The sequence below is a fragment of the Enterococcus sp. AZ020 genome (assembly GCF_050499205.1).
Classification (GTDB): Bacteria; Bacillota; Bacilli; order Lactobacillales; family Enterococcaceae; genus Enterococcus_L; species Enterococcus_L dunnyi.
This window is the reverse complement of sequence record NZ_JBIPAT010000001.1, coordinates 2,867,767-2,893,613: the sequence shown is the minus strand read 5'-3', so window position 1 is coordinate 2,893,613 and position 25,847 is coordinate 2,867,767. Positions and strand designations below refer to the sequence as shown.

Annotated in this window: 25 protein-coding genes; 6 read left to right on the top strand and 19 right to left on the bottom strand. The window is 37.1% G+C overall.

The genetic code is table 11. The features are described 5' to 3' along the window. Positions 1 to 70: 70 nt before the first annotated feature. The 3 genes from IGI58_RS13870 to IGI58_RS13860 form a co-directional block, all read right to left on the bottom strand. Positions 71 to 1,330 (bottom strand): zinc ribbon domain-containing protein, encoded by a 1,260-nt coding sequence (locus IGI58_RS13870; RefSeq protein ID WP_429952940.1) that lies wholly within the window; start codon positions 1,328 to 1,330, stop codon positions 71 to 73. Between the two features lie 119 nt (positions 1,331 to 1,449). Next, entirely contained in the window at positions 1,450 to 2,655 is a 1,206-nt protein-coding gene (locus IGI58_RS13865; protein WP_429952941.1) for an aminoacyltransferase, read from the bottom strand. Positions 2,656 to 2,880: 225 nt separating this feature from the next. After that, entirely contained in the window at positions 2,881 to 3,387 is a 507-nt protein-coding gene (locus IGI58_RS13860) for a QueT transporter family protein (protein WP_429952942.1), read from the bottom strand. Between the two features lie 221 nt (positions 3,388 to 3,608). On the opposite strand from IGI58_RS13860, the gene IGI58_RS13855 reads away from it, so the two are divergent. Then, a complete protein-coding gene (locus tag IGI58_RS13855) occupies positions 3,609 to 4,568 on the top strand; it encodes a diacylglycerol/lipid kinase family protein (RefSeq protein WP_429952943.1) in 960 nt (319 codons plus the stop codon). A gap of 55 nt (positions 4,569 to 4,623) precedes the next feature. Here IGI58_RS13855 and IGI58_RS13850 read toward each other — a convergent pair whose 3' ends face one another. Then, the gene (locus IGI58_RS13850; protein WP_429952944.1) at positions 4,624 to 5,739 is read right to left on the bottom strand and encodes a PLP-dependent transferase; all 1,116 of its coding nucleotides are present in this window, start codon (positions 5,737 to 5,739) and stop codon (positions 4,624 to 4,626) included. 201 nt (positions 5,740 to 5,940) lie between these two features. On the opposite strand from IGI58_RS13850, the gene IGI58_RS13845 reads away from it, so the two are divergent. Continuing rightward, positions 5,941 to 6,396, top strand: coding sequence for a VOC family protein (locus tag IGI58_RS13845; protein WP_429952945.1), 456 nt, complete (start codon positions 5,941 to 5,943; stop codon positions 6,394 to 6,396). Positions 6,397 to 6,562: 166 nt separating this feature from the next. On the opposite strand, the gene recD2 is transcribed toward IGI58_RS13845, so the two are convergent. Further along, positions 6,563 to 9,145, bottom strand: coding sequence for an SF1B family DNA helicase RecD2 (recD2, locus tag IGI58_RS13840; RefSeq protein WP_429952946.1), 2,583 nt, complete (start codon positions 9,143 to 9,145; stop codon positions 6,563 to 6,565). A gap of 33 nt (positions 9,146 to 9,178) precedes the next feature. Continuing rightward, positions 9,179 to 9,805, bottom strand: coding sequence for a histidine phosphatase family protein (locus IGI58_RS13835; protein WP_087639623.1), 627 nt, complete (start codon positions 9,803 to 9,805; stop codon positions 9,179 to 9,181). 152 nt (positions 9,806 to 9,957) lie between these two features. On the opposite strand from IGI58_RS13835, the gene gloA2 reads away from it, so the two are divergent. Further along, positions 9,958 to 10,338: an SMU1112c/YaeR family gloxylase I-like metalloprotein gene (gene gloA2, locus IGI58_RS13830; protein WP_429952947.1), complete on the top strand. Its 381-nt coding sequence runs from the start codon at positions 9,958 to 9,960 to the stop codon at positions 10,336 to 10,338. A 136-nt stretch (positions 10,339 to 10,474) separates the two neighbouring features. Here gloA2 and trmL read toward each other — a convergent pair whose 3' ends face one another. Together trmL and IGI58_RS13820 are read right to left on the bottom strand one after the other, a co-directional pair. Beyond that, complete coding sequence (trmL, locus tag IGI58_RS13825) at positions 10,475 to 10,981, bottom strand: tRNA (uridine(34)/cytosine(34)/5-carboxymethylaminomethyluridine(34)-2'-O)-methyltransferase TrmL (RefSeq protein ID WP_429952948.1); 507 nt, start codon at positions 10,979 to 10,981, stop codon at positions 10,475 to 10,477. Between the two features lie 240 nt (positions 10,982 to 11,221). After that, positions 11,222 to 12,067 (bottom strand): methyltransferase domain-containing protein, encoded by an 846-nt coding sequence (locus tag IGI58_RS13820; protein ID WP_429952950.1) that lies wholly within the window; start codon positions 12,065 to 12,067, stop codon positions 11,222 to 11,224. Between the two features lie 139 nt (positions 12,068 to 12,206). Between IGI58_RS13820 and IGI58_RS13815 the strand changes: the two genes are divergently transcribed. Then, positions 12,207 to 12,839, top strand: a complete 633-nt coding sequence (locus tag IGI58_RS13815; RefSeq protein ID WP_429952951.1) for a copper homeostasis protein CutC — start codon at positions 12,207 to 12,209, stop codon at positions 12,837 to 12,839. A gap of 74 nt (positions 12,840 to 12,913) precedes the next feature. On the opposite strand, the gene IGI58_RS13810 is transcribed toward IGI58_RS13815, so the two are convergent. The 6 genes from IGI58_RS13810 to IGI58_RS13785 form a co-directional block, all read right to left on the bottom strand. Continuing rightward, entirely contained in the window at positions 12,914 to 13,162 is a 249-nt protein-coding gene (locus tag IGI58_RS13810; protein ID WP_429952952.1) for a hypothetical protein, read from the bottom strand. 98 nt (positions 13,163 to 13,260) lie between these two features. Then, positions 13,261 to 13,899, bottom strand: a complete 639-nt coding sequence (locus IGI58_RS13805) for a TetR/AcrR family transcriptional regulator (RefSeq protein WP_429952953.1) — start codon at positions 13,897 to 13,899, stop codon at positions 13,261 to 13,263. Positions 13,900 to 14,033: 134 nt separating this feature from the next. Then, positions 14,034 to 15,395: a magnesium transporter gene (mgtE, locus tag IGI58_RS13800; protein WP_087639616.1), complete on the bottom strand. Its 1,362-nt coding sequence runs from the start codon at positions 15,393 to 15,395 to the stop codon at positions 14,034 to 14,036. A 19-nt stretch (positions 15,396 to 15,414) separates the two neighbouring features. After that, positions 15,415 to 16,308 (bottom strand): RluA family pseudouridine synthase, encoded by an 894-nt coding sequence (locus tag IGI58_RS13795; protein WP_429952954.1) that lies wholly within the window; start codon positions 16,306 to 16,308, stop codon positions 15,415 to 15,417. A 6-nt stretch (positions 16,309 to 16,314) separates the two neighbouring features. Then, complete coding sequence (locus IGI58_RS13790; protein WP_087639614.1) at positions 16,315 to 17,112, bottom strand: NAD kinase; 798 nt, start codon at positions 17,110 to 17,112, stop codon at positions 16,315 to 16,317. 10 nt (positions 17,113 to 17,122) lie between these two features. Then, the gene (locus IGI58_RS13785; protein WP_429952955.1) at positions 17,123 to 17,800 is read right to left on the bottom strand and encodes a GTP pyrophosphokinase; all 678 of its coding nucleotides are present in this window, start codon (positions 17,798 to 17,800) and stop codon (positions 17,123 to 17,125) included. Between the two features lie 195 nt (positions 17,801 to 17,995). Between IGI58_RS13785 and IGI58_RS13780 the strand changes: the two genes are divergently transcribed. Together IGI58_RS13780 and IGI58_RS13775 are read left to right on the top strand one after the other, a co-directional pair. Next, positions 17,996 to 18,589, top strand: a complete 594-nt coding sequence (locus tag IGI58_RS13780) for a CYTH domain-containing protein (RefSeq protein WP_429952956.1) — start codon at positions 17,996 to 17,998, stop codon at positions 18,587 to 18,589. A gap of 109 nt (positions 18,590 to 18,698) precedes the next feature. Beyond that, on the top strand, positions 18,699 to 19,349 hold the full coding sequence (locus IGI58_RS13775; protein WP_429952957.1) for a ClpXP adapter SpxH family protein: 651 nt from the start codon (positions 18,699 to 18,701) through the stop codon (positions 19,347 to 19,349). 136 nt (positions 19,350 to 19,485) lie between these two features. Here IGI58_RS13775 and IGI58_RS13770 read toward each other — a convergent pair whose 3' ends face one another. The 5 genes from IGI58_RS13770 to spxA form a co-directional block, all read right to left on the bottom strand. Then, positions 19,486 to 20,817 (bottom strand): IS1182 family transposase, encoded by a 1,332-nt coding sequence (locus tag IGI58_RS13770; protein ID WP_429952958.1) that lies wholly within the window; start codon positions 20,815 to 20,817, stop codon positions 19,486 to 19,488. Between the two features lie 123 nt (positions 20,818 to 20,940). Then, positions 20,941 to 22,755, bottom strand: coding sequence for an oligoendopeptidase F (gene pepF, locus IGI58_RS13765; RefSeq protein ID WP_429952959.1), 1,815 nt, complete (start codon positions 22,753 to 22,755; stop codon positions 20,941 to 20,943). Positions 22,756 to 22,790: 35 nt separating this feature from the next. Then, positions 22,791 to 24,011: a competence protein CoiA gene (locus IGI58_RS13760; RefSeq protein WP_429955288.1), complete on the bottom strand. Its 1,221-nt coding sequence runs from the start codon at positions 24,009 to 24,011 to the stop codon at positions 22,791 to 22,793. A 69-nt stretch (positions 24,012 to 24,080) separates the two neighbouring features. After that, complete coding sequence (locus IGI58_RS13755; protein ID WP_087639609.1) at positions 24,081 to 24,731, bottom strand: adaptor protein MecA; 651 nt, start codon at positions 24,729 to 24,731, stop codon at positions 24,081 to 24,083. Between the two features lie 390 nt (positions 24,732 to 25,121). Continuing rightward, on the bottom strand, positions 25,122 to 25,520 hold the full coding sequence (gene spxA, locus IGI58_RS13750) for a transcriptional regulator SpxA (RefSeq protein ID WP_010760718.1): 399 nt from the start codon (positions 25,518 to 25,520) through the stop codon (positions 25,122 to 25,124). Positions 25,521 to 25,847 lie beyond the last annotated feature (327 nt).

The following is a 25,847-nucleotide window of genomic DNA, read 5'->3' as shown; positions in this document are numbered from 1 at the left end:
ATCGATTATAACAAATAAGAGTGAGCTAGAAATTAAAAAAATTTCTAGCTCTCATTATCTCACGCCAAGCTTATTCTGAATATTGTTTTAGTAAACTCATATATTCAGGATGCTCTTGCAAGTTATTTTTTAAATTTTTCTTATTTGCACCGAGAAATCTATGCCTTTTTATTGCAAAAAATAGCCAAACACCAATACCGCCTACAACAAGTAATGCTAGAAAAGGACCTGCTTCATCTGGAAGCACACCTAAAATATTTACTAAGAAAAATCCAAGACTTGCAAACAAACCGTAACGTCCCTTGCGCTTCATCCCTTTTTCAATTATTGAATCTTCCTGACTCACAGGACGACTGCCGTCAATGTCAATTTTTTCCTTTTTAGATGCAGTCATCAACGTCATATGATCGATTCCTTCGTATTTATACGTAATTTTCCAAAATGGTACATACGTATATTTTGATATCAACGTATACGAAAATTTAGTGATTTTTTCATTCTTATTCTTATCACCAGGTAAGAGGCTCTTCATTTTCTTGCGTGCTTCTTCATGGGCAAATCCACGAACAGAACGTAACGCTTCTGAAACCTTGTCTGACGAAATCTTTAGTTGACGAGTTCCAGCTGTATAATGCGCATCAAAAGGCTTCACTTCATTTATGATTGCTAGTCCGGAAGCTTTTTCTGCAAATGCCACAACAGCTCCTGTCAATTCATTGCTGATCAGATAACTTTTATAAGCGGTTCCTGTGAAAATATCGCTTGAATGATTCCAATCAACGACTGTTCGCATTTTAGTCACAGGCTCTGTATATTTATTGCCATTTTTATCCTCTTTTGTTACGTATTCTGTATAGGTTTCACTGCGATTATAGCCAATATCGGCACTCCAAGAGCCTTCATATGAAACACTTGCCCCCAAATAAGGAATATACACTTGTTCTAATTGGATGCTCGTTGCTTTTCCAAGAATATCTAAAGGAACATTTTCCCCTGCGATCAACCATTCATAAAATTTCTTTTTTGCTAAGCCTTCCGGCACTTGAAACGGAATCAAATCATCCGCTTCATAGGTCAAATTATCAAAATCCTGCTCCGCTTTTGTTGTAAAAGTCGAGTGACAAAAATCGCATGAAAATTGCTGTTTCTCAATATTAAAAGTCACCGGTGAGCCGCAATTTGCACACAACTCGATATTTTTGTTTTTCTCATCGATTTCCTTTTGGATCATATCCAACGTAGTTCCGCAATGCGGGCAATTTTTAAATGATGGATCATTGATCGCTCCCCCACAAGCTGAACATTGATTCTGAACTAACGTTTCTTCCATTTTATTCCCTCCAAAAACTCACTTTTCCTTTTTGATTATCTCATTTTTCTGCCAGAAGGTAAACCCAATAAAAAAAGATACGATTTCAATTTTTTCCATCGAAATCGCACCTCTTTTATTTATTTTTTCTGTTTTCTTAACTTATATGCATATTCACTTGCTTTAAATAATAAATTATTGACAGGTAAATCAAACTCACCAATAAATTCATTGACCGTTGGATTAAAATTAGATTTGAATTTGATCAAACCATCGTTCAAACTTCCTTCAAGTCCACCCATATTACACGAAGAACATCCTCGTTTAAAGCATTCTTCGATTGCATCGAACCACGTTAAATACGCAGGCATATAGCGCTTGTAACGGTCATCCATACCCGCATATAAAATTTCGCTCGTTGAACCGAATGTGATCGCCAAAGCACCTGCAACGACAGCAACATCTCCGGAATGTGCGATGTTTTCTTCTAATTCTGTCATTTCACGTGTCAAAGAAAAATCTAATTCTTCTAAATTATGACGCTTCTTAACTTGATTTTCTTTCAAATTTGCCAGATCTTCTTTGTTTTTATCGAAACGTTGTTTAGTTTCTTCATAGCGTTCTTTCAAATTCACTTCTGCCAACATGATGAATGAATTTTCTGGATAGATCTGTAATAGCTTTTTGAAATAATCACTGTTTCTTAAAGAAATATTTTGTCGTTCTGTCGTTAATTCAATGACTTTGGCAAAATCATCAACAAAATCAGTATGTCCCATTTTTACTGTGACACCTTTTTTTTGCGCTTGCTTCATCATTTTCTTCGTACTTTTTGACAGTTGCTCTTCACTGAAATCTTCTTTATAGATATTTGCTTGGAAACGTGGCTGAATCGTTGCATCCATCGCCATCGTCAACCCTTGATGTTTTGCTCCGCTGGCAATTAGATTATCGATGATCGTTTTGGCAGCAGGATCGATCGTTTGTTCCTCACCCAAATGAAAATCTTTGTAATGCACCGTTGGATCCATCTTCACAAATAAAGCTCTTTTTTGTTTGCCGAATTTCTTTAATTCTTTTAAAAAGAAAGCGACTAATTCTTTATTAGAATAATCCATGATCGGTCCGCGTGGGGTATATAACATGGAAAATTTCATCGGTAAAGGTCTGATCAAAACCAAACTAGAGGCAACGAGCGTCCCATTTTCATAAACGCCGACAAGTTCTGAGCCCCAGTTATCTTTTACTTTTCCCCAAGCAGATGATTGCAGTAAATTACATAAGGGATGGTTTTCTACAAAGGAATCATGTTCTTTTGCATCGATTCCGATCTTAAATTCAAACATTGGTTAAAAACTCCTCTACATTTTTGCTTCTGTATTACCATATCATAATTTAGCCACTAGGAACAGTAAAGTTTTTCGGGAAAATAAATAAAAAATGGATCATTAAAGAAATAAGAGTACGGAACAAAACTAAAAACCGTTTTGTTTCGCACTCTAAAATTTAATAAACAGTGGAATCAAAAGAAACCCCTGTAGTCCCAACCACATTTTTAGATACTATTTGAATTATGCTCTTTTTTCAAAATGAACCGATTTATTGATCCAATACATGATCGGTGCGGCTACTGCCATTGTCACAAATTCACTAAGTGCAAGTGTTGCATAATTGCCCCAAAAAGCAGCTCCACCTTGTGGCGCCAACATATATGCGATGATACACATGGTAGCCGTAAAAAAGACCGTATTCAATGCTAATCGAAGCATCACATTAGGTACTTTTTTATAAAGCAAGGCTGTTAAGCCTAGTGAAATAAATGACTGCATTCCGCCATATAACGCATCGATAGCACCATATCCAAAAAAGAAATTATAAACAATTACTCCGCCTAAAACACCCCACATCAACTTGCGGTTGAAAACGACTAAGTGATTCAGACTTTCCGAGATTCGAAATTGGATTGGTCCTGACGAAACTGGTGCGACCAATAGCGTTAAGGCAAGATAGAGCGCCATCACGATACTGTTCATGGTAATTACTTTGACTTTACTGTTTGTTGTAACAGTTTTTTGCATAGTTTCTCCTTCTTTCTCCGAGTTTTTTTACAAGGGATGGTTGATGAACCTTGTCGAGAACTTTTCGTTCTCAAAAAATGATACTTAGGCATTATAGCTTATATTGGATTCTTTCACAATGGAAAATCATCACTATTTTTTCCCGAATACTTTTCAAGCATTGCACATTCTTAATTTTTCCATTGTCTGTTATAATAGGAGTTTGAACAAGGAGGAAACAAATGAAAAAGCATTTTTATCTTGTCATCAATGAAAACGCCGGCAGCGGAACTGGGAAAAAGGCTGCTCAAAAAATCATTAATCAATTACAAACAGTAGTAATCGATCATACAGTTTTTTATACAGAATATGCAGGTCACGAAGAAGTGATCGTCCAAGAATTGATTGAGCATACACTGCTTCCTTGGTCAGATGATTTGGATATCGAAGTATTTCCATTACTCGTCGTTTTAGGCGGCGACGGAACTTTACATAGTGTGATGAATGCCCTGCAAGCATTTGATCCAAACATTCCCTTAGGATATATTCCTTGTGGCTCTGGTAACGATTTTGCTCGTGGTGCTGGAATTTCACGTCAAACGGAAAAAGCCTTCGTTCAATTGCTGAAGGCGGAACGACCGCAAGAACTGCAAGTCATCACCTATAATGAATCGATCCAGGAAGAACAGGGGATTGCTGTCAATAATGTCGGCATTGGTTTAGATGCAGCTATCGTCAATGCGGCTAATGAATCGGCTTCGAAGCATGCATTGAATAGATTCAATTTAGGCTCACTTTCTTATATTTTTTCGATTCTAAAAGTTTTATTCACTCAAAAAGGATTTCCTGTTCGTGTAGAAGTGAATGGACAAGACCTCGAGTTTGACCGTGCGTTTTTGTGTACAGTAACTAACCATCCTTACTTTGGAGGAGGCGTTGCGATTGCACCAGTTGCCGATCCACGCAAACCGGTTTTGGATTTTGTATTAGTCGAACGGGTCAATCTATTCAAAATTTTTTGGTTGATTATTTTATTGATTCAAAAAAAGCACATGAAATCTAAGTATTTTCATCATTTTCAATCAAGTAAATTAAGAATAGTTTCAACCGTTCCTGAATATATCCATGCAGATGGCGAAATTCTAGGCAAACGAGGAACAGACTTTTCATTTGCAACAGAGCCTAGACTATTTTGGTTTTAGCAAAAAAAGAACATTAGACAAAAGCGTGTATATACTTTCGTCTAATGTTCTTTTTTTATTTTATTGCTTCAAAAGCCTGTCTTAAATCGTTGATCAAATCCTCACTTGCTTCGATACCAGTTGAAATCCTCAGTAAATCTGGAGTCAAACCATAAGATTCTCTCAAGTTTTGTGGAATATCTGCATGAGTTTGTGTTGTGGGATACGTAATTAAACTCTCAACACCACCCAAACTCTCTGCAAAAGTAAAAATCGATAATTGCTTTAAAAAGTCTTTGATCGCCTGTTGGTCTTTTAATTTGAAACTCAACATACCGCCACGTCCTGGATACATGACTTCCTTTACAAGAGGCTGCTGACTCAAGTATTCTGCAACTGCCTGTGCGTTTTTTTCATGCCTTTCCATCCGTAAGGACAATGTCTTCAACCCTCGAATCAATAGCCAACTGTCAAAAGGAGAAAGGACTGCCCCTGTTGTATTCAGCTGATACGCTAATAGATCACCTATTTCCTTCGAACGAGCGATCACTGCACCTGCCAAGAGATCGTTATGACCTCCAAGATATTTTGTTGCACTATGGACAACAATATCTGCTCCTAAATCCAGCGGCTTTTGAATCAATGGTGTATAGAATGTATTATCCACGATCACTTGTGCTTTATAACGCTTAGCAATAGCAGCTATTTTTTCAATGGACACTTCCCCCATCAATGGATTAGTCGGTGTTTCAATAAAGACTGCTGCTGTATGATCCGAAATTGCTTTTTCAAACCCAGCTTCATCTTCCACATAAACAAACTGATACATTCCCAGCTTTTCTAATTCTTTAAAATAACGATAGCTACCGCCATATAAATCTCTTGAAGCAACAATTTGACTGCCTACAGGAAATTGACTAAAAACTAACTGAACTGCACTCATACCTGAACTCGTTGCCAAACCTACAGAACCATTTTCTAGCACAGTTAAAGCATTTTCTACAACTTCTCTTGTTGGATTTTTCGTTCTCGTATAATCATAGCCCGTCGACTCTCCTAAAGTTGGATGCTCATACGTCGTTGAAAAATAAATCGGCGTATTGATCGATCCTGTCATTGGATTTTGATGATTTCCGATTTGTGCTAAAAAGGTGTCTGTTTGAATGTTGTCTCTTTGCCCTTCATATCCCATTTGCTTCCCTCATTTCTACCAAAAATAAAGTTAAGTTTATCATTCTTTTATGGCGATGTCCAATAATTATTACAAGCATGTTTGTATTATTTATTTTTTTGCTATATTTGATCAAGAAACCAATAACTATACTATCTATCTTTTTTGATTTACTATAGAAATACCTTGAAAAATTAGAATAAAAAATGGGGGATATTAATTATGGTAAAAGGAATTTTTGAAACACATTTGAATGTGGCAAGTTATCTGGAGAGTGCTAAATTCTATGAACAGCTACCGGGATTGGAATCATTACATATCGATCATAAAAGGAAATCGATCTTTTTTTGGGTTGGTGGAAAAGGCAAAGGAATGTTAGGGATCAGAGAAAACTATCCTTCTAGTCAAATTCAAAGACAGCATTTTGCCTTTGAAGTAGAAGAAAATCAACTTTTCTCTATCAGAGAGGAATTAGAAACTAAGGGGATCCAGACAGAGAACTTTTACGGCGACGACTCAGGTGATCTATATGTCTTTACTTTTATGCCTGCTGTCTCATTTTATGTGACAGACCCTAATGGTCATTCGATTGAATATCTCGCAATGTTGGACAAAAAAATAGATGAAGAAAAATGTGGAGAGATCATTCCCTATAAGAAGTATTGTTCATTGCTCTAAAATGGGACTATCCTATCTAAAATATTTAAAGCATGTAATACTAGAAAATTTGTGGTTAGGATGATTTAGTTCAACTAGCAAAACATATTCCCTTTGTTTCATTATAAGTTTTTTAAATGAAATGCCCCTCAAAAGTTAAATTTTTGAGGGGCACTTTATTTTTTTACTACTTCATAAAATCATACGGCGTTATATTTTTCATACCGATCATTGGATCGATCGATTGCTCTTGAACTAATGCTGGCGTTAACAGACGTTTGATTTCTAACGCTACCTGTTCCTCTATTTCTTCCTCTGGTTGGGTAAACAGAGACAATTCTTCTACTTTTGGTTTCGTGGGGATCGGTTCTATTTTCTCTTCTACAACAGAGGCTTTCTTCTCTTTGACTTCTTCGTAGGCAACTGATTTATTTTCATGAGTGTCTGAAAATGGTGATTCCTCGCTCAGTCCTTCTTCATAAGCTTCCAGCTGCATTCTGACAGTCAATGTCATATCATCAGCACTCGTGATCCGTTCTTTCAACATTGTCAAACGACTCGCTGATTCATGTGTGACACAGGTCGAAAAAGCTTGAACTTCACCCAGCAAAATCAAAATTTCCTTACTCCGAGTGACAGCAGTATATAGTAAATTTCGTTGAAGCATTCGATGATATTGATGCACCATTGGCAAAATAACCATTTTAAATTCACTGCCCTGTGCCTTATGGATCGAACAACAATACGACAGCGTAATCTTATTCCACTCATTTCGTTTGTAGCTCACTTCATTATTATCAAACTGTATCACTAATTCATCTACTTTATCTTCTGAATCTTTCGCCAGAATGATCCCGACGATCTCACCCATATCGCCATTAAACACATTCAGTTCAGGAGTATTAACTAAATGCAGCACTTTATCGCCAATTCGGTATACCGATTCATTCCATTTCACTTCTTTTTTTGAACCATCATTCGGATTGAATATCTCCTGCATCATTTTGTTCAATGCATCAATTCCTGCAGCTCCACGATACATCGGAGCTAACAATTGAATATCCTGTGGTGAAAAACCTTTAGCTTTTGCTTTAGTCACGATTTGCCGAACATAATTTTCAATATGATACACATCACTTGGGAAAAAGGAACGATCCTTCTGATTCACAGTGAAATCCTGCGGTAATTTCCCTTGTTTGATTTCATGAGCTAAAGGGATGATACTTGAGCCATCTCCCTGACGATAAATTTCTGTCAGCTCCGTCTTAGGAATTTCATTGATCTGTAATAAGTCATGCAAGACTTGGCCCGGTCCAACAGAAGGAAGTTGATCTTTATCACCGACAAAGATCACTTGCATATTTGTTGGGATCGCTTTGAACAACGTATTGGCTAACCAAGTATCGACCATCGACATTTCATCAATGATCAAAAGCCCACCTTCCAGCTCCTTAGCAGACATGCTGGGATTTTTTTCCCGTCCTGTCAAGCCGAGTAAGCGATGGATCGTGCTGGCCGGTAAGCCTGTCGTCTCATTCATCCGTTTTGCAGCCCTGCCGGTAGGTGCTGCCAGTAAAATTGGGAACATATCCTGCGTGTAGTCTTTGATATCTAAAGATAACCCATTCAACTCCGCAAACAACGAAACGATTCCATTGATAACAGTTGTTTTCCCCGTTCCAGGTCCCCCAGTTAAAATAAATAAAGGAGATTTGATCGCTTCTTCGATAGCAGCCTGCTGAGACTCTCCATATAAGATCCCCAAACGTTTTTCGATCATCCGAATATTTTTTTCGACATCTTTCTTGTCATACTTGATCGTTTTTTTGCGTGAAAGCAATCGTTGCACAGATGTCCCAATGCCCCATTCTGAAAAGTAAAGACTATTTTCAAATAGTTTTGTCCCTTCTTGCTGGATTTTACTTTCCTCTACTAAATGAATGATTTGTTCTGCAACTAAGTCCATTGAAATCTCGAATGGACGGCTGGATTCAAGCGTGTTGATCGTTTCTTGCAGCAACGTTTCAGCTTCAACATATGTGTTTCCGGAACGTACAGAATGTTGAAAGATCTCATGAGTGACCGCTGCTCGAATACGTTTTTCAGAATCAGCTTCGATCCCCAGTTGTTCTGCGATCGTATCTGCACGCTTAAACCCAATTCCTTCAATGTCTTCAACTAATTGATAGGGATTTTCATGAATGATATCCAGCGTTTCTTCTTTATAGGTTTGATAAATCGAAAATGACAACTGACTCCCGAAGCCATAGCGATTCAAGCCTACGATCACTTGCTCCATCCCATGATTCAACCGAATCGTTTCAATGATCGTCTGCCGTTTTTTTTCGTTCAACTGTGGAACTTCCTCTAGTACATCCGGTGTTGCAATGATTCGATCAATGGCATCTTCACCTAGTATTTCGACAATTTTTTCAGCAGTGCGCTTACCGATTCCCGGAAATTTTTCACTGGATAAATAATTGACGACTCCATTTGCTGAAGTTGGTCGTTCCTGCTGATAATTATCTACTTGAAATTGACGCCCATATCTAGGATGATCGACAAAGTGACCAAAAAAGCGATAGATTTCTTCTTCTTGGATCTGGCCAAAACTACCTGTGGTCACAATTTCTTTTTCTAAATAATCGGTATTTGTGTCTGTGATTTTCACTAATAATACTTTGTAAAAGTTGCTGGGGTTTTGGAAAAAAATAGCCTGAACATGGCCTACGACATATTCTTTTTCCTCATCTCCAAATAGTGTTTCCATCGTTTTGCCCCCGCCTTCTTTCCAAAAATATTGTTATTGTAAAAAGGAATCATCATTCCATAATTTTAAATGGTAGCTTTGATCATCAGAACCAGTTGTTTCTAAAATCGATAAGCTATTATTTTTTAGCCCACCCATACTACGCAAGTCGGCTAAATCTTTGCCTGCTAGAGATTGGATCGCCGCAGTCAATGATGCTCCGTGCCCTACGAATAAATAGGGACCTACACCCGTATCAACTGCTTTTTCAACAACAGATGAAATTCTTGAGATTGCTTGCTCGATCGGTTCTCCTTGAAAAACACTCGGATCGTATTTGTCTAATTGATAACGCATATGATCCATCTGTTCTGAGTAAGTTTTTCGCATCTCGTTGATCAGCTGACCTTCAAGTTGACCTAACCCCAGCTCTTTCAGCTCATCAGTATAGACGATCTCAACCGGAGACGCTAGTACTTCTTGAATTCCTTCAGCTGTTTTTCTCGCACGTAAGGAGGTGCTGGAAAAAATTTTTTCAAACGGCACATCCTTGATTTGCTGCCCTAGTAATTTTATTTCTTCATAACTCGTTGGCAATAATGGCGAATCACCTGTCATGCCTTGAAAACGTAATTCCTGATTCCATTCTGTTTTACCATGCCGAGTAAAGTACAATTTCATTCTTTTGACTGCTCCCTTGATCCTATAATATTGATTATCTTAACTAGTGTATCATTTTCATTATAAAAATTCCATTCACCTCTAAGGTTTTCTCTAGAAAAATAGCGTATAATGGGAGACGCACGATCAACCAACTTGAAGGAGGCATTCCCTTGTTTTTAACAACCATTCATCATATTGCGATCAACTGTTCAAATTATGAGCAGACGATCGCATTCTATGTAGACAAACTTGGTTTTCAGATCATTCGTGAAAATCATAGAGAAGATAAAAACGATATCAAACTTGATTTAAAACTAGGTGTTTACGAACTAGAATTATTCATTTCCTCTGATTATCCAAAACGTCCCTCTTACCCAGAAGCACTAGGTTTAAGACATCTGGCGTTTAAAGTGACAAATATTGAAGAAGTTATCGCCGATTTGAAAAGTAAAGATATCGATTGTGAGCCCATTCGAACGGACACTTTTACTGGAGAAAAAATGACCTTTTTCTTTGATCCTGATGGCTTGCCATTAGAGCTTCATGAATAATCACAAAAAAAGTGCGAAACAAAACTAAAAAAACAGTTTTGTTTCGCACTCTAAAACTTTATAGCTAACGGTGAAAAATCAGATTCTTCGACGCTTGATAGAACCTAATCGCCCTTGTTCTCAAGCTCTTTTTAAGTTAATCTATTTTATCATTCTCGTAGTGATGCTGTAATTCCAACTGAGGGAAGTTTTGTTGCCGCAGTGCTTCATAAACGACCAAAGCCACCGTATTCGACAAGTTTAATGAACGGACATGCTCATCATTCATCGGGATACGTAAACATTTTTCTGTATTCTCCCGCATAAATTCTTCCGGCAATCCTGTGGTTTCTTTCCCAAACATAAAATAATGATCTTTTTCATCTGCGTATTTTACTTCGCTATATGTTTGATTCGCAAATTTAGTGATCAGATGTAGTGAATGTTCACCTAAATGATTTATAAACGCCTCCAGATCTTTATGATACGTAATATTCACATCATTCCAATAATCCAATCCTGCACGTTTCAGGTGTTTGTCATCTGTAGAGAAACCTAACGGCTCAATGAGATGTAGAGGAGAATTCGTTGCTGCACATGTGCGAGCAATATTCCCTGTATTTGCCGGGATCTGTGGTTCAAATAAGACAATATGGTTGGTCATGATTACAATTTCCTTTCAATTGAATGACATAATTCTCACTTTTTTATTCATTATCGACATAAAAAAAACGTACCGCCTCGGTGTCAATCACTGCGAGTCGTTACGTTAGTGAAGCTCTTCTCACTAACTTTTATCAGAACAGGAACCTGATAAAAACCAATGAAAAAACAACTTGTATGTAATATAACACCAATATTGGAGCTTTGCAATACCTTTTCGTAAATTAACTAAATGTAAGCGCTATTTCACCTTTCCTTTTAACATTCGGACGTCAATTGTAATTTCTTTCAACGGGTCCTTTTTCAATGTTTCTTTCACTTGTTCTGCAGCGCCCCACTCCAAGGGGGACATTTCTAATAAATCCAAACGATTTTCTTCCGGAATATGAAAGGTATAACGGATTCTTTCATCCACTAAAATATCCATCTCTTCAGAAAATTTCGCAAAGACTTTTTCGTTTGAATAAGATTGCTTCCGTTCGTCGTCCGGATAAAATGCTGCCCTCAGCTCTTTCAGATAATCCGCTTCTGGTATGACCTTGACCAATGCTCCATCTTTTGTCAAAACACGACGAAATTCTTGATAGTGTGATGGTGAAAAAATATTCAAGATCGTATTCATTGAGTGATCTGCAAATGGCAAGTTGGTTAAATCAGCGACACACCAAAAAGCATCGACTGCTTGGTTACTAGCTAAATAAATTCCCTCTTTAGAAATATCAAAGCCAACTTTTGACCCACATAACCCCAGTTTGCTAAGTTCAGATAAGAAGCTCCCCTCACCACATCCTACATCCAACACACTGGCAGTCGGTTCGATATGCTCACTGATTTTTTCTAATAACGGGTGATACATCCCGCTTTTGATCATACGTCCACGAGGCTCTAACATTTCTTTACTGTATTCTGTTTGAATACTATGTGAAAGAAAATAAAGCGTTCCTTTTTTTGAAAGATCAAACCGATGTCCTAATTTACAGGTTAAGCTGTATTCGTTTAACTGAACTTGGTCATGGCAAACTGGACATAGAAATTGTTGTTGATGTTCTTCTAAAAAGTTACGTGCTGCCTCAATTTTTTTTAACATAGACCTCTTCCTATTCTATTAAAAAGTTCTATTACATTTTCTTAAACTATCGTTATTTATCTTACAACGAGAACAACGCTTTGGCAACTAGCTGAACTATGGTACAATGCCTGTGAAACAAAAATGAGGAGTGGAACCAATGATCAAAGAATTTTGTGCTGAGAATTTTACAAATATCCCAACAGCTATCCGAAATGGAGCTAACCGCATCGAGCTATGCGACAATCTTGCTGTTGGCGGAACAACACCAAGTACAGGCGTTATTGAAGAAGTAATTGCTTATGCTGGTGAGCATTCTGTTCCTGTGATGACAATCATCAGACCGCGCGGAGGTGATTTTGTCTATAACGATATCGAATTAAAGATCATGCATACAGACTTGATCGAAGCAAAAAAAATAGGCACTGACGGTGTCGTTTTAGGCTGCTTAACAGAGGATGGATGGCTTGATGAGGATGCATTGGAGCTGTTGATTGAGACTGCAGAAGGCTTACAAATCACCTTCCATATGGCTTTCGATGCCTTACCGAAAGAAAAACAATTCAAAGCCATCGATTGGCTAGCAGATCATGAGGTTCATCGAATCTTGACGCATGGCGGTCCTAGCGGAACACCAATCGAAGATAATTTTGATCATTTAAAAGAATTGATCGCCTATGCAAATGATCGAATCCTTATTCTCCCTGGCGGAGGTATTTCAGATAAAAATTTAGACACTGTTGTCAATGCGCTGCAGGTAAACGAAGTTCATGGAACAAAAATTGTAGGATAACTCAAAGAAAATGAGGAAAGAGCAGTTTATTTAGAAATAAACTGCTTTTTCTGTTTGTCTCAAGATCTTCTCCTTTACTCTTCATCATTCTTAATATTACTAGCTTCAATACTCATTACGAGACTTCCTACCAGTCCTAGACCTCCTAAAAAAAATAGTTCTTTTCTTTCAAAAATGATACCCGCACTTGCTATGAATCCACCAACAACCAAATTCGTCAAGGCACTCTGATTCATTCTTCGCTTAGTCAATTCTGGGACTCGAATCTGACTTCCCACTTTTTTATTTAACTGGTTGATTTTTCTGTTTACTTCATTGATCATCATTCTTCCTCCTTCATTTTTTTTACTACTCTATAAACTAAATCTATATACATACCATTAGTATGTATATATTAAAAATAAAAATGCTCTTAGCATCTTTATTCTTTGATCACTCTATACATGGTAACGACATCTTGAATATACTCATCATCGATCAACGGAAATTGAACCCCATCATACAACTGCTTAAAAAAATTCAATTTGTTTAAAAGTTCCTCTTCATTCATTTTATATAAAGAAGGCGCTAACCACATATTCGTTGAAAGAACGATCAGTTCAGCGATTTCTTGAGGATATTGAGTTGAGATAGAACCATCTTGAATCCCTTCTTCAATGACTCCTTGAAGGTAAGGGATCGTTTTTTGAAATGCTTCTATATACAACTCACCGATCACCCTAGGATCTGTGATCAACGATTTCGCAGAAAAGGCTAATTTCTGATGTTCTAATGATCGAAGGCTGATCCTGTTGATCCGCTTGATTTTTTCAAAACCACTGATTCCTTCCAATGATTGAATTTGCTTATTGATATCAACTGTATATCGTTTTTCTAAAATCGTATTGAAGATCTCTTCTTTAGATTTAAAATGATGATAGATTACACCTTTAGTCAATCCGCCTAAGTTATCAACAATATCTTGAACAGTGGTATGATCATATCCCTTTTCTATAAAAAGTTGTTCTGATACATCCAAAATCTTTTTCACTGTCTCTTCAGGATATTTATTCCGTGCCATTTATTCACCTCTATACATACCGTTAGTATGTATCTTATCTTATAACAATTTTTTTGTCAAATAAATAAAAAAACACACTCATTTTTGAGTATGTTTTAGCTAATAAATCTTATATCAAAAGTTTAGATTCTTCCTTATACAAAATACTGCATGAACAAACTAGCGATATTAAAATAGATCAGTACACTAGTCAAATCACTCAATGTTGTAATGAATGGACCACTGGCCACTGCAGGGTCGAAACCCAATTTATCCATCAGCATAGGAATCAAGCTTCCAGCTAAATTCGCAACAGTGATCGCACAAAGCATTGCCATGCCAATTACAAAGCCAAGCGGAAAATTATGCTGCCAAATTCCCACGACAACAAAAATAGAAACTCCAGTTACAGCACCTGTCACCAATCCCGTCAATACCTCACTGATGATCAGTCGAACAAAACTATTGTCTTTTTCATCTGAAACAGCAAGCCGCCTAACTGCAACCGCCAACGATTGTGTACCAGCATTACCAGCCGTTCCTGTGATCAATGAAATGAATACAGCCAAAATACTTGCTTCACTAACTAATTCTTCATAATGGCTGATCAACGTTGCTGTAGACATTCCTAAAAATAATAGCGTAATCAACCACGGAAGACGTTTGGATGCGGCTTTAATTGGATTTTCACTTACCTCTTCTACATTGACCCCTGCTAAACCAGAGTAATCACTGGCAGCCTCATCATCGATAACATCAATGATATCATCGACAGTGACGATCCCTAATAAGTGATCATCATAATCCGTGACCGGCAATGCCAGAAAGTCATAATCCCGAATCGTTTGAGCAACATCTTCTTGGTCGTCTCCCACATGAACCGAGATGACCCGTTCACTCAAAACGTCGGAAATCATGGTATCATCATCATTCACGATCAAATCACGCAAAGAAATAACTCCGACTAAATGATTTTCCTGATCGACGACATACACATAATAGATAGTTTCCGCAACATCTGCTTGATTTTTCAATACATACATCGCTGAACGAACAGTCTGATTAGCCACGATCGAAACAAACTCAGTGGTCATGATCGCCCCAGCCGTGTCATCTTCATAATGTAGCAACTCTTTGATCTCACCAGCATCTTCTGAACTCATTAAGCTCAGATATTTAGCCTTTTGGCTTTTATCCAATTTATTCAATAAGTCAACCGCATTATCTGTATACATTTCTGACAGCATCTCGGCTGCATAGCTTGGCCGCATTTCAGCGATGTAGTCTTTCATGTTTTCATTATCTTCTTCGATCACATCAAACATATCCGCCAGCTCTTTTGGTGATAAGTAGCTATAGATCTGTTTTCGATCTGTTTCGTCGATCGATTGATAAAATTGTCCTTGTTCATAAATGTGAAGTGCTAAAAACAATTCGCGAAACTCAGTCATTTCCTGTTTCTGCAGCGTCTCTAGCAACAGCGAGAAATGCTCTTCCATTTCCTGTCCTTCATTCACATATACCGCTCCTTCCTCGCTATAATCGTGCTGCAATTTTTTTCATATCATCTGCTAAAGGAGACCTTAATTCCATATACTCTTTTGAAAAAGGATGAACAAAATTCAACTGGCAGCAATGCAGCGCCTGACGTTCGATTCCTTGATCCATATTACCGCCATACATATCATCCCCTAATAACGAACAGCCGATCGATTCAAAATGTACTCTGATTTGATGCGTTCTTCCTGTATGAAGCTGGATATTCACCAAGGCTTGATCCGCTTGACGCTTCAACAACCAGTATTCCGTCTCAGCTTGTTGCCCTGTCTCAACGATCGTGCGCTTCAATAGTGACGACAAATCTCTTCCTATTGGCTGATCGATTTTCCCATGTTCAGATAATGACTCTACATGTCCGCCAACCAACGCCTGATAAATTTTTACGACTTTCTTTTGCCGCAGTTCTTGATCCAGCATCGCATGAGCAAAACCATGCTTTGCAAATAACATCAATCCTGTGGTATCACGATCCAAACGAGTAACTACATGAATCACCTGATTTTTATACCCCTGAGCTTTATAATACGCTTTGACTCGATTAGCCATCGTACCATTCGGGTGATACTGAGATGGAATAGAGGCAACTCCAGCCGGTTTATTAACTACTAAATAGTGCTCATCCTCAAATAAAATTTCTAAAGGTTTATCATCAACCAATAACGTCTCATGTTCCAGTTCATCCGGGATCGTCACTTTGACTCGATCGCCTAAAGACAGCTTAAATAAAACATTTTCGACTGATTCATTGACTTCGATCTTACCACCTTGAAACTTGATTTTGGCTAGGAGACCCCTGGATATCCCCTGCTCTTTTAAAAAATATTTTACTTGCTGCGGTTCTTCTTTCTCTACAATCCAACTAAATTCCATTTTCCTTTAATCCTCACTAATAAATGCATCCTTCACTCGATGCCAAAAATGCATATGTCGATATGACGCAAAATGGATTCGTTCATCAGCAATACGATAATAAATCGATTTGATGTCATCTTGATAAATATCCAACTGATCGACTGTGATCAGATAGTCATTACTTTCCTGCAGTTTGATTTCGACCCATTCGGTATGAGCAATCACGATCGGAGATCCTAACGTTCGAAAGACACGATTGTTCAATGAGGCGATCTCAGCTAATTGAAAGGCATTGATACTTGGGTGTAAAACAGCTCCGCCAATACTCTTGTTATAAGCTGTTGAGCCCGTCGGTGTAGAAACAGACAAGCCATCCCCCCGAAAGCGTTCAAACAGCTCATCTTTAATAAATACATCTGCTACCATCGTCCGATTAGCACGCTTGATCGTTGACTCATTCAAAGCTAGAAAATGCTTGTCAGGCTTATTCCCGTGAAAACTGATTTTCACATCTAATAATGGATAACTAATGCTTTTTTCCTGATGAACTAACAAGCTTTGCACTAATTCTTCAAGTTCATAGTCCCGCCAATCCGTATAAAATCCTAGATGTCCTGTATGGACACCTAAAAAACTAACCTCATCCAAGCGATGGTTGAAGCGGTGAAAGGCCGATAACAATGTACCGTCTCCACCTACAGAAATCACCAGTTCCGGCTGTTGTTCATCGATTTCAATGTTATTTTGCTTTAACAGCAAAAGCAGACGCCCTGTCACTTCTTTTGACAGATGCTCATGATTATGAACAATTGCTACTTTCATCTGATGCCTCCTATCGATCTAGTTTCTCTTTCTTTTCAGATAATCGTTGATAATAATCATCTTGAAATTTTCCCCGCCCATGAGAGAATAAATGCTGCGCTTCTTGAATTTCTTCACGAATCGTGGACATTTCTTCATCTAATTGGTAGGCTGCTTCTGCTGCTCTTTGCAGACGTTCTTTCATTTCTTCGGGAAAAACACCTTGATATTTATAATTTAATGAATGCTCAATGGTCGCCCAAAAATTCATTGCTAATGTCCGAATCTGAATCTCAGCTAAAATTTTCTTTTCACCTGTGATCAATTGGACAGGATATTCGATCACTAAATGATACGAACGATAGCCGCTTTCTTTCTTATTCGTGATATAATCTCGCTCTTGAATGATCCGTAAATCTTTTCTATTGCGAATGATATCCACCACTTGACGGATGTCTTCCACAAATTGACACATGATCCTAAGACCAGCTATATCCTGCATTTCCTCTTCAATTCGTTCTACTGGAATATTCCGCAGAGCTGCTTTGGTTAAAATACTATCGACTGGTTTCACACGTCCAGTTACAAACTCAATAGGCGTATGTTTGTTTTGTTCTCGAAACTGCTTACGAATGCCGCGCAGTTTGACTTTCATTTCTCCAACAGCCTGTTCATAAGGTGCCAGAAAAAGCTCCCACTCTTTCTCCATCCTAATCCCTCTATTTCCTTGAATTTGATTCACAGCTTATTTTACCATAGAGCTGAGAAAAATAGGACATTTTGAGAAATTGTCTGTTTTTTTTAGACTTTCGTAAACTTTTTAACTTCTAGTTCACTTTTCTTGACGTAAATGGGTAAAGTATGTAAAAATTGAATTAAATTAAAGAAAGTGGGTCAAAAAGTAGTGAGTGAAAATTTAGAAATAGAATTTAAAACCTTATTATCTAAAGAAGAATTTTTGCGCACCGCTGATTTTTTTCAATTAGAAGAAAACCACTTTTTTACACAAACCAATTACTATTTCGATACAGCTGATTTCCAGTTAAAAGAAAAGCACATTGGTTTAAGAGTTCGAACACTATCGAAAAATGCAGAAATCACTTTGAAAGTACCTGAAAAGGTCGGTTTATTAGAGATCAATGACTCGCTTTCCACTGCGCAAGCACAAGCAATTATCGACTCAGGCGTACTCCCTAATTCAGGAGCTGTCTACAATAAATTGATTACATTAGGCATTGCCAAAGACGATTTACGTTTAATCGGCAGCTTAACAACTAAACGAGCAGAAAAAAAACTTCCCCAAGGTTTACTCGCGCTAGATGAAAGTTGGTACAACGAGCAGCATGATTTTGAATTAGAATTAGAAGTTAGTGATGCCATTATTGGTAAAAAAGAATTTTTTGCTTTATTGGATACTTTGAATATCAAAGAAAAGCCATCACCAAATAAAATTCAGCGAATGATGCAAAGCTCAAGTAAAAAGATTAAGAAGTTATAATGGTAAAACATATCATTTCAATTTTCCCAAGTTTTCTGATAAATTAGGGTCACTTAGTTGAGAAATGATGTCTAGTTGCAAAAAAAGAGTCAAATTGGAGGAAGTATGAATGATTGAAATCTATCTGTTCGTTAATCCTTTGGGGGGCATTTGTCTCAACATAGAAAAGGATATTTTAAAATTAGTTGAAACGGAAAATAAGAAAATTCAGTTTCGTTTCATTCCATTAGTTAATATGAAAACGATAAACCACCTGATAAAGTTATTTGATATCCCCGCACATGATATTGAACAACGAAATCAATTGTTTGAAGATATCTATTCCGCAGCTCTTGATTACAAAGCTGCACAGCTACAAGGAAAAAAGAAAGGTCGTCATTTACTTCTCGGTCTTCAACAAGCTGTAGCAGTTGATAACCAACCTTACTCATCAGAGTTAGTTGAAAAACTTGTTGTAGAAGCTGGTGGTGATTTAGAGATGTTCCATGCTGATCGTGCTTCTGATTTTGTTAAGGAATCATTCCAAACAGATCAACAAATCGCTCGAGAAATGGGCATCACTAAGCATCCTTCTGCAGTTGTTTATAATTACGCTTGTGATCGTGATTTTGGCGTACTTGTTGAAGATTGTGAATCTATGGATGACATCAAAAGCCTTTGTGAGACTTCGGAAGATAACTTACAATATTTCCATGAAAAATTCGAATTGAACCATTTCAATGATTCAAGAGTTCCTCATGGTCACCTACATTTACTTTAAACAAAAAACCTCCTTATCTAAAAGGAGGCCAGACTGTAGACAAATACGTTTAGGTTTCTAGAAATAGAAATTCTGAACGTATTTTTTATTTATTTCTGAAAAAAGAGCAAAAAAAGAAAGGTTCTCGCCCTTTTCTTTAGCCCCATAGGGCTAACTTTTTCAAATTCATGGCAGCAAAAATCAGCCGCGTATGGACAGCGACTTTTTCTAAGGTTCGATACTTTGTCCAGCGCATTCCGTGTTTTTCTTTGGCATCCGCAAAAACTCGCTCAATTGTTTCTTTTCGTTTGCCATAAGTTTCTCGATTAAACGCGGTATGTCGAAGATGTTCCGCTTCTTCTAAGCCCTTTTTCCAAACATGACGTGTGATGACCTTTTGGTGGCTTTCACTCCGTGTGCATTGCGTTAATTGAGGACAGTTTTGGCAAATATAACTTTTGGATTTATACTCACGATATCCTTCTCGAGTAATGGTGGAAAAAGACAATACTCTATTTTCTGGGCATAAGTAACAGTCGTAGTATTCATCATAAACAAATTGTTTTTTAGGGAGTAGCGTTCGATCGCCACGAGGTCTTGTATAAGGGAGAACAGGGCGAAGATTTCTCCGTCGGAGAAATTCTACAAAAGTAGCTGTTTTATACCCAGCATCTGCCGCAACAGCACGTACTTTGGGAAATTTGTGACAAACGGTTTTCACTAAATTCGGAGCCACTTGACTGTCATGAAGGTTTCCGGGGGTAACAATAACATCTAGAATAAAGCCGTGTTCATCACAAGCTGTATGAGCAGAATAAGCAAATTGTTTCTCTCGTTCCCCTTTTACATAATAACCACTTTCAGGATCAACTTTACTTATTTTCCGTTCTTTCAACTCACTTTCTGTTGGGAAAATAAAAGGACGCTTTCCTGCCTTGATGCGTTCCTCGTTAATTTCTTTCTCTAATTCTGATTGATAGGCCTTAGCTTCAATATGGGTCATTTCTCTAGTAAAATGGTGCTTGTTTGCATTGGCTTTGATATGAGTAGAATCCATATAGAGAACATCTTCCGTAACCATCCGAGCTTTGACAGCTTGTTCCAGTATGTAGGCAAAGATATCTTCAAAGAGTGTGGTCTCTCGAAAGCGGCGAACATAGTTTTTTCCAAAGGTAGAGAAATGTGGAATGGTTTCATTGAAATCGTAGCCTAAAAACCAACGATAAGCGACATTCGTGTCTATTTCTTTTATGGTTTGACGCATGGAACGGATACCAAAGAGATATTGAATGAAGACGATTTTGACTAAAACCACAGGATCAATACTTGGTCGACCTAAGGTCGAATAAGTTGATTCAACAATTGGATAAATGAAGGTAAAATCGATTGCTTTATCTACTTTTCGAATCAAGTGATCTGTTGGGACAAGTTCTTCCAAGGAAATCATCATGTACTGATCTCTGCCATTCATTGGGTGTTTTGTCATCATTTTTCCCACTCTCCTTTAAAACGTTTTCATACGTTAAGTATAAAAGAAAAAACTGTAGACGTCATCCCTTTTTTAGGACTTTGTCTACAGTCTGACCTCCTTATCTAAAAGGAGGCTTTTTTTCTATTCCATTGACTCTACAAGTTTCTCTAATTCATTCAAACGTGTTTCAAAAACTTTCATTGCATCTTCTATATACTGTGGCTGAGTCATATCCACACCAGCCTTTTTCATGACTTCGATCGGATAATCACTGCTTCCTGATTTCAAATAGGTCAAATAGTTTTCTAATGCTTGCGGTTCTTCTGCTAAAATTTTATTTGCTAAAGCAGAAGCGGCTGAGAAACCTGTTGCGTATTGATAAACATAATAATTATAGTAAAAATGTGGAATTCGTGTCCATTCCAACGTGATTTCTGGATCTTTCACAACATCCGGTCCATAGAATTTTGCATTCAACTGCTCATAATATTCACTTAAATACTCACTAGTTAAAGGCGTTCCTTTCGCATCTTCAGTGTGAATAAAATGCTCAAATTCAGCAAACTGTGTTTGACGGAAAATCGTTCCTTTAAATCCATCTAAATAATGGTTCAGTACATACGCTCTGATGCGCGGATCCGTTTCTGTCTTTAAAAGATGCTCTGTTAAAATATTTTCATTTGTAGTAGACGCAATCTCAGCTAAGAAAATCGAATAATCTCCATAAACATAAGGTTGATTGTTACGAGTAAAATAGCTGTGCACGCTGTGGCCCATCTCATGTACTAATGTATAGAGTTGATCTAGACTGTCATGCCAATTCATCAAAATATAGGGTGCTGTGTCATATGCTCCTGATGAATATGCACCGCTTCGTTTCCCTTGATTTTCAATGACATCGATCCAACGATCATTAAACGCTGTTTCAACAACGGTCAGGTATTCCTCTCCCATTGGTTTTAATGCAGCCAGTGCTTTTTCTTTTGCTTCTTCATAAGAGTATTTGATCGAGGCTTCTCCTAAAATCGGCGTATACATATCATACATATGCAGTTCTTCTAGGTTCAGTAAACGTTTCCGTAATGCAACATATCGATGAAGCAACGGTAAATGCTTATTTACAACATCTAACAACGTATCGTAGGCACTTTCAGGTATATGGTTACTACTTAATGCAGCTGCTCTAGCCGATGGATAGTTTCTAATCTTTGCCTTATAATTATGCGCTTTGACATGAGAACTCAACGTTTGAGCAAATGTATTTTGGAACTGATCATACACTGAATACAGCGCTTTAAATGCCTTTTCACGAACATCTCTATCGATATTTTCCATTAACTGGCCATAAACGCCATGAGTCAATTGAACTTTTTCGCCATTTTCATCCTCGATCACAGGGAATTTCAAATCTGCATTGTTCAAAATTGAAAATGTATCACTTGAAGCGCCAAAAATTTCACTAGCGCCTGCTAGTAGCGCTTCTTGCTCTGCAGATAAAATATGCGGACGTTCATTTAGGATATTTTCAACAAAGTGTCGATAAATTTCCAATTCTGGCTTCTCAGCAAAATATCCCCAAATCAGATCATCATTTAAAGATAATAATTCTGGCTCAAACCACGCAACTGCCTCACTGACTTGTGCAAATAATGAGCTCGCTCTAGAATACAATGCTTGATAGGTTGCATTCGATGTATCCTGATCATTTTTTAAATGAGCATACACGTAGATGACTTCGATTTGTCGATATACTTTTAGCAGCATCTCAATACTATTTAAAAAAGCTGTACTGCCCTGATCCAGCGTCCCTTTATATTTTTCTACTTCTTGTAATTCTTTCGTCAACACTTGGTAAGCATCGTCAAATGCCTGATCGTCCTTAAAAATTTTAGTTAGATCCCAAGTCATTTCAATAGGTAATGTGGAACGTTCTGGTAATTGTTTTGCTCCGCTCATCATATCTACTCCTTTAAGAATTATTTTTCATAAATTCATAGTATCATATTTTGATGTGGAGTAGCACTGATTACGCGTTTCTTTTCAATACTTTTCAGCCATTTGTAGATATCGACAACACAATATTCATTTTCCCCTGCATTTACCTTCCAACCTTTTGACGTTTTGATCAAATGCTGACAATGGACCAAACGACGAAGCAATTGCTCAAAGCAATACTTTTGAATCGATCCTAACGAAATATTGGGAAAATCATAAAATAATTCTGTTGATTTTGCTAATTCAGCCATCAAAGATGCTTTTAGTTCATCAGGCAAAAAAACATTCTGATCAAAAAACTGTACCCATTTCCAAACGATCAATTTTAACAACATATCTGATCCGACACAGCAAAAAATATGAAGACCTGGATAGTAAAACCAATAAGGCAATTGGAGAATATGAAAATGGTTGTTATATAATTGAGATTGAATCAATCGTACCTGCTCTTCTCTTTTACATAGTTTTTTATTCAGTTCATCATAATAAGCTGAAATCAACTGTCCAACCTGGTATTCTCTGTAATGATGCAGCGCTGCTGTCACGGGAAAATGAATGATTTTAAGAAGAAAATCTGTAAACAGCGGCCAAGTTTTTTTAGCAGAATAGACCCTCTTTTTCCAATCTTCTTCTAAATGAAAGTATAAGGAAAGCTCCTTTTTTTGCCAATCTGCTGCCCATAAATAGAAACCGATGTTTTCAGAATAATAACATAAATTTTTCGCTAGTTCTGTTAAACTATTAAAATCACGAAGGAGCTTTTTCCCACAGATCCAAACAACCTGATACCCATTATCTCGATAGTTCTTACTTCTTTCGATCAATCTTGATAAACTTAAAGGACTGCACTGAAATTCCACAGCGATCTTTCCGATCAGTAGGTCTGGCCGCTGATTGATTTCCGGCAAATATTTCTCCAATTCATAAGCAAGTCCTTCAGATTCACACCACGCTGCAAACATTTCCTTCAAAGAAAGATGCTCTTGTGTTTCTCCATCTGCGGCAAATGGACAATGACTTCGATTATAATGTGCAAAGTGAGGAATTTTTATACGTCCGTTCTTGATTTGAACAACGGCTTCACAAATAGGGCAAAAATATTGGACTCCTTTTAGCTCGTCTATCTCTTCTCTGGTCTTATGGAGTAATGTGATGAGCTCTTTGTCTTCCGTATATGCATTTAATATAGTGATCACCTCTAATGCTAATATACGCACTTTTTTCAATGATGCACGAAAAAAACTGAAACAGCACACATATTAAGTGCTGTTTCAGTTTCATTGAGTCTATTCAAAGTAATATCTAGTCAATTCCAATGCGTTTCTTTCCATAATACACGTCCCATATTCATTTAAGGTTTCAGGAGTGACTGTCGATAAACGAGCAAATTCTAATAATTGTGCTAATTCATTTTCCACATCATTTTTCCCTAACTCATCCAGCAAGAAAATAACTTGCAGATAATATGTTCCTTTAAATGTATATAAATTCGCTATCACAGATTGTAGATAAACTTCATTTGCTAGTTGAATCATTGTTTCAAAATCATTCAATTCAAACACTAAATTTTTTACTGTATTATCAGAAAATTCTTGTGTGTCATCAGCAAAGTCATCTTCTATTTGTTTTCGAATAATATTACTCACTTCTTCTGAGCTCAAATCATTAAAATTTTCAAAATTAGAAACATCATCCATCGAAGCATTTTTACTAATAAAAAGTTCTAACCCATCACTTTTTGGCAGAACCTGAAAGGTAACAGCTTCACTGCCTTGAAATTCATCTTCCACATCAACTTCTTCTAGAATGCTGTAGAAAAAATTTTCTACCTCCTTATGATTGCCAAGTAAATCTAAAAACGTAATCCCTCGGTCAGCCAGATCTTCATTGCCAATCAATACCCGTATGGTATTTTCATTGATATGTTCCATTTCCATGTCGCTACACCTCACTTTTGCTTTTCAGGAAACTTATTCTTACGTACATTGTAGCGGAATCACGCCAAATGTAAAGGGAAAAGTAACAATATTTGTAAATAAACTGTTCTCTTATTACTTTCCTTAACTCTAGCAGCATATATGTTTACTTTTCTATAAAAATTTGATTGTTCTATGTAAAAAATTCAGGACAGAACCGTTCAGCAACGAGGCTTATGCGTTCAAACTTTCTATATATTTCGTACTTAAAAATTGATGTAATCGAAAAGCAGTGAAACTATACGACATAGCTGATATGACAATAATCACTCCTGCTTTCAATGTTTATTCGTTTTTAAAAGGACTGGGTCGTAACTCGTAGAGTTATGTCCCAGTCCCTCTGCTTAAATTTTATAAACCTGCCATTAGTTGCGCTTGACGTAATTCTAACTGCCGAACTCCTCTTGGCAAGAAACGTCGAATTTCATCCTCATTAAAACCAACCTGTAATCTTTTTTCATCAATCATTATTGGCCGACGCAACAATCCTGGATTCTCTTTTACTAATTCTAGTAAATCTTGCAATGGCAGCTCATCCAAATCCATATTAAGTTTTTGGAAGACCTTAGAACGGGTAGAAATAATTTCTTCAGTTCCGTCTTCTGTCATTCGCAAGATTGCTTTCAATTCAGAAATATTCAATGGTTCTGAAAAAATATTTCTTTCTTTGAATGGAATCTCGTGTTCTTGCAACCACGCACGAGCCTTACGGCAAGACGTACAACTTGGGGAAGTATAAAGTGTCAACATGTGCATCACTCCTTTTGTGATTAGTAATACTTTTTTAAAACAGGAAATCAAACTGTTTACCTGTTTAATGTAAGTATACCCAATTTCTAATAAAAATACTAGGTCTTTTTTTGAAAAAAAGCATAGTTTTTTCGTTATTTTACGTTTTTTTTTTAATAAGCAAAGATAAATTGCCACTTAGTCACGAAAAAATATAGCGGTTTCACACAGGTGAAAAATGATACAGTTTCCCCTATTATTCTATCTGTATTAGTCCAGAAATTGTGACAATTTAGTTTTTTTCTTTGTTTCCCTGTTTTTTTTTTCTTTTAGCTGTATAATGATAAC

Excerpts from the sequence above, each read along its gene's own strand:
- IGI58_RS13870 (WP_429952940.1), bottom strand. The coding sequence starts at position 1,330 with ATGGAAGAAACGTTAGTTCAGAATCAATGTTCAGCTTGTGGGGGAGCG.
- IGI58_RS13865 (WP_429952941.1), bottom strand. The coding sequence starts at position 2,655 with ATGTTTGAATTTAAGATCGGAATCGATGCAAAAGAACATGATTCCTTT.
- IGI58_RS13860 (WP_429952942.1), bottom strand. The coding sequence starts at position 3,387 with ATGCAAAAAACTGTTACAACAAACAGTAAAGTCAAAGTAATTACCATG.
- IGI58_RS13855 (WP_429952943.1), top strand. The coding sequence starts at position 3,609 with ATGAAAAAGCATTTTTATCTTGTCATCAATGAAAACGCCGGCAGCGGA.
- IGI58_RS13850 (WP_429952944.1), bottom strand. The coding sequence starts at position 5,739 with ATGGGATATGAAGGGCAAAGAGACAACATTCAAACAGACACCTTTTTA.
- IGI58_RS13845 (WP_429952945.1), top strand. The coding sequence starts at position 5,941 with ATGGTAAAAGGAATTTTTGAAACACATTTGAATGTGGCAAGTTATCTG.
- recD2 (WP_429952946.1), bottom strand. The coding sequence starts at position 9,145 with ATGGAAACACTATTTGGAGATGAGGAAAAAGAATATGTCGTAGGCCAT.
- IGI58_RS13835 (WP_087639623.1), bottom strand. The coding sequence starts at position 9,805 with ATGAAATTGTACTTTACTCGGCATGGTAAAACAGAATGGAATCAGGAA.
- trmL (WP_429952948.1), bottom strand. The coding sequence starts at position 10,981 with ATGACCAACCATATTGTCTTATTTGAACCACAGATCCCGGCAAATACA.
- IGI58_RS13820 (WP_429952950.1), bottom strand. The coding sequence starts at position 12,067 with ATGTTAAAAAAAATTGAGGCAGCACGTAACTTTTTAGAAGAACATCAA.
- IGI58_RS13815 (WP_429952951.1), top strand. The coding sequence starts at position 12,207 with ATGATCAAAGAATTTTGTGCTGAGAATTTTACAAATATCCCAACAGCT.
- IGI58_RS13810 (WP_429952952.1), bottom strand. The coding sequence starts at position 13,162 with ATGATCAATGAAGTAAACAGAAAAATCAACCAGTTAAATAAAAAAGTG.
- IGI58_RS13805 (WP_429952953.1), bottom strand. The coding sequence starts at position 13,899 with ATGGCACGGAATAAATATCCTGAAGAGACAGTGAAAAAGATTTTGGAT.
- IGI58_RS13795 (WP_429952954.1), bottom strand. The coding sequence starts at position 16,308 with ATGGAATTTAGTTGGATTGTAGAGAAAGAAGAACCGCAGCAAGTAAAA.
- IGI58_RS13790 (WP_087639614.1), bottom strand. The coding sequence starts at position 17,112 with ATGAAAGTAGCAATTGTTCATAATCATGAGCATCTGTCAAAAGAAGTG.
- IGI58_RS13785 (WP_429952955.1), bottom strand. The coding sequence starts at position 17,800 with ATGGAGAAAGAGTGGGAGCTTTTTCTGGCACCTTATGAACAGGCTGTT.
- IGI58_RS13775 (WP_429952957.1), top strand. The coding sequence starts at position 18,699 with ATGATTGAAATCTATCTGTTCGTTAATCCTTTGGGGGGCATTTGTCTC.
- IGI58_RS13770 (WP_429952958.1), bottom strand. The coding sequence starts at position 20,817 with ATGATGACAAAACACCCAATGAATGGCAGAGATCAGTACATGATGATT.
- pepF (WP_429952959.1), bottom strand. The coding sequence starts at position 22,755 with ATGAGCGGAGCAAAACAATTACCAGAACGTTCCACATTACCTATTGAA.
- IGI58_RS13755 (WP_087639609.1), bottom strand. The coding sequence starts at position 24,731 with ATGGAAATGGAACATATCAATGAAAATACCATACGGGTATTGATTGGC.
- spxA (WP_010760718.1), bottom strand. The coding sequence starts at position 25,520 with ATGTTGACACTTTATACTTCCCCAAGTTGTACGTCTTGCCGTAAGGCT.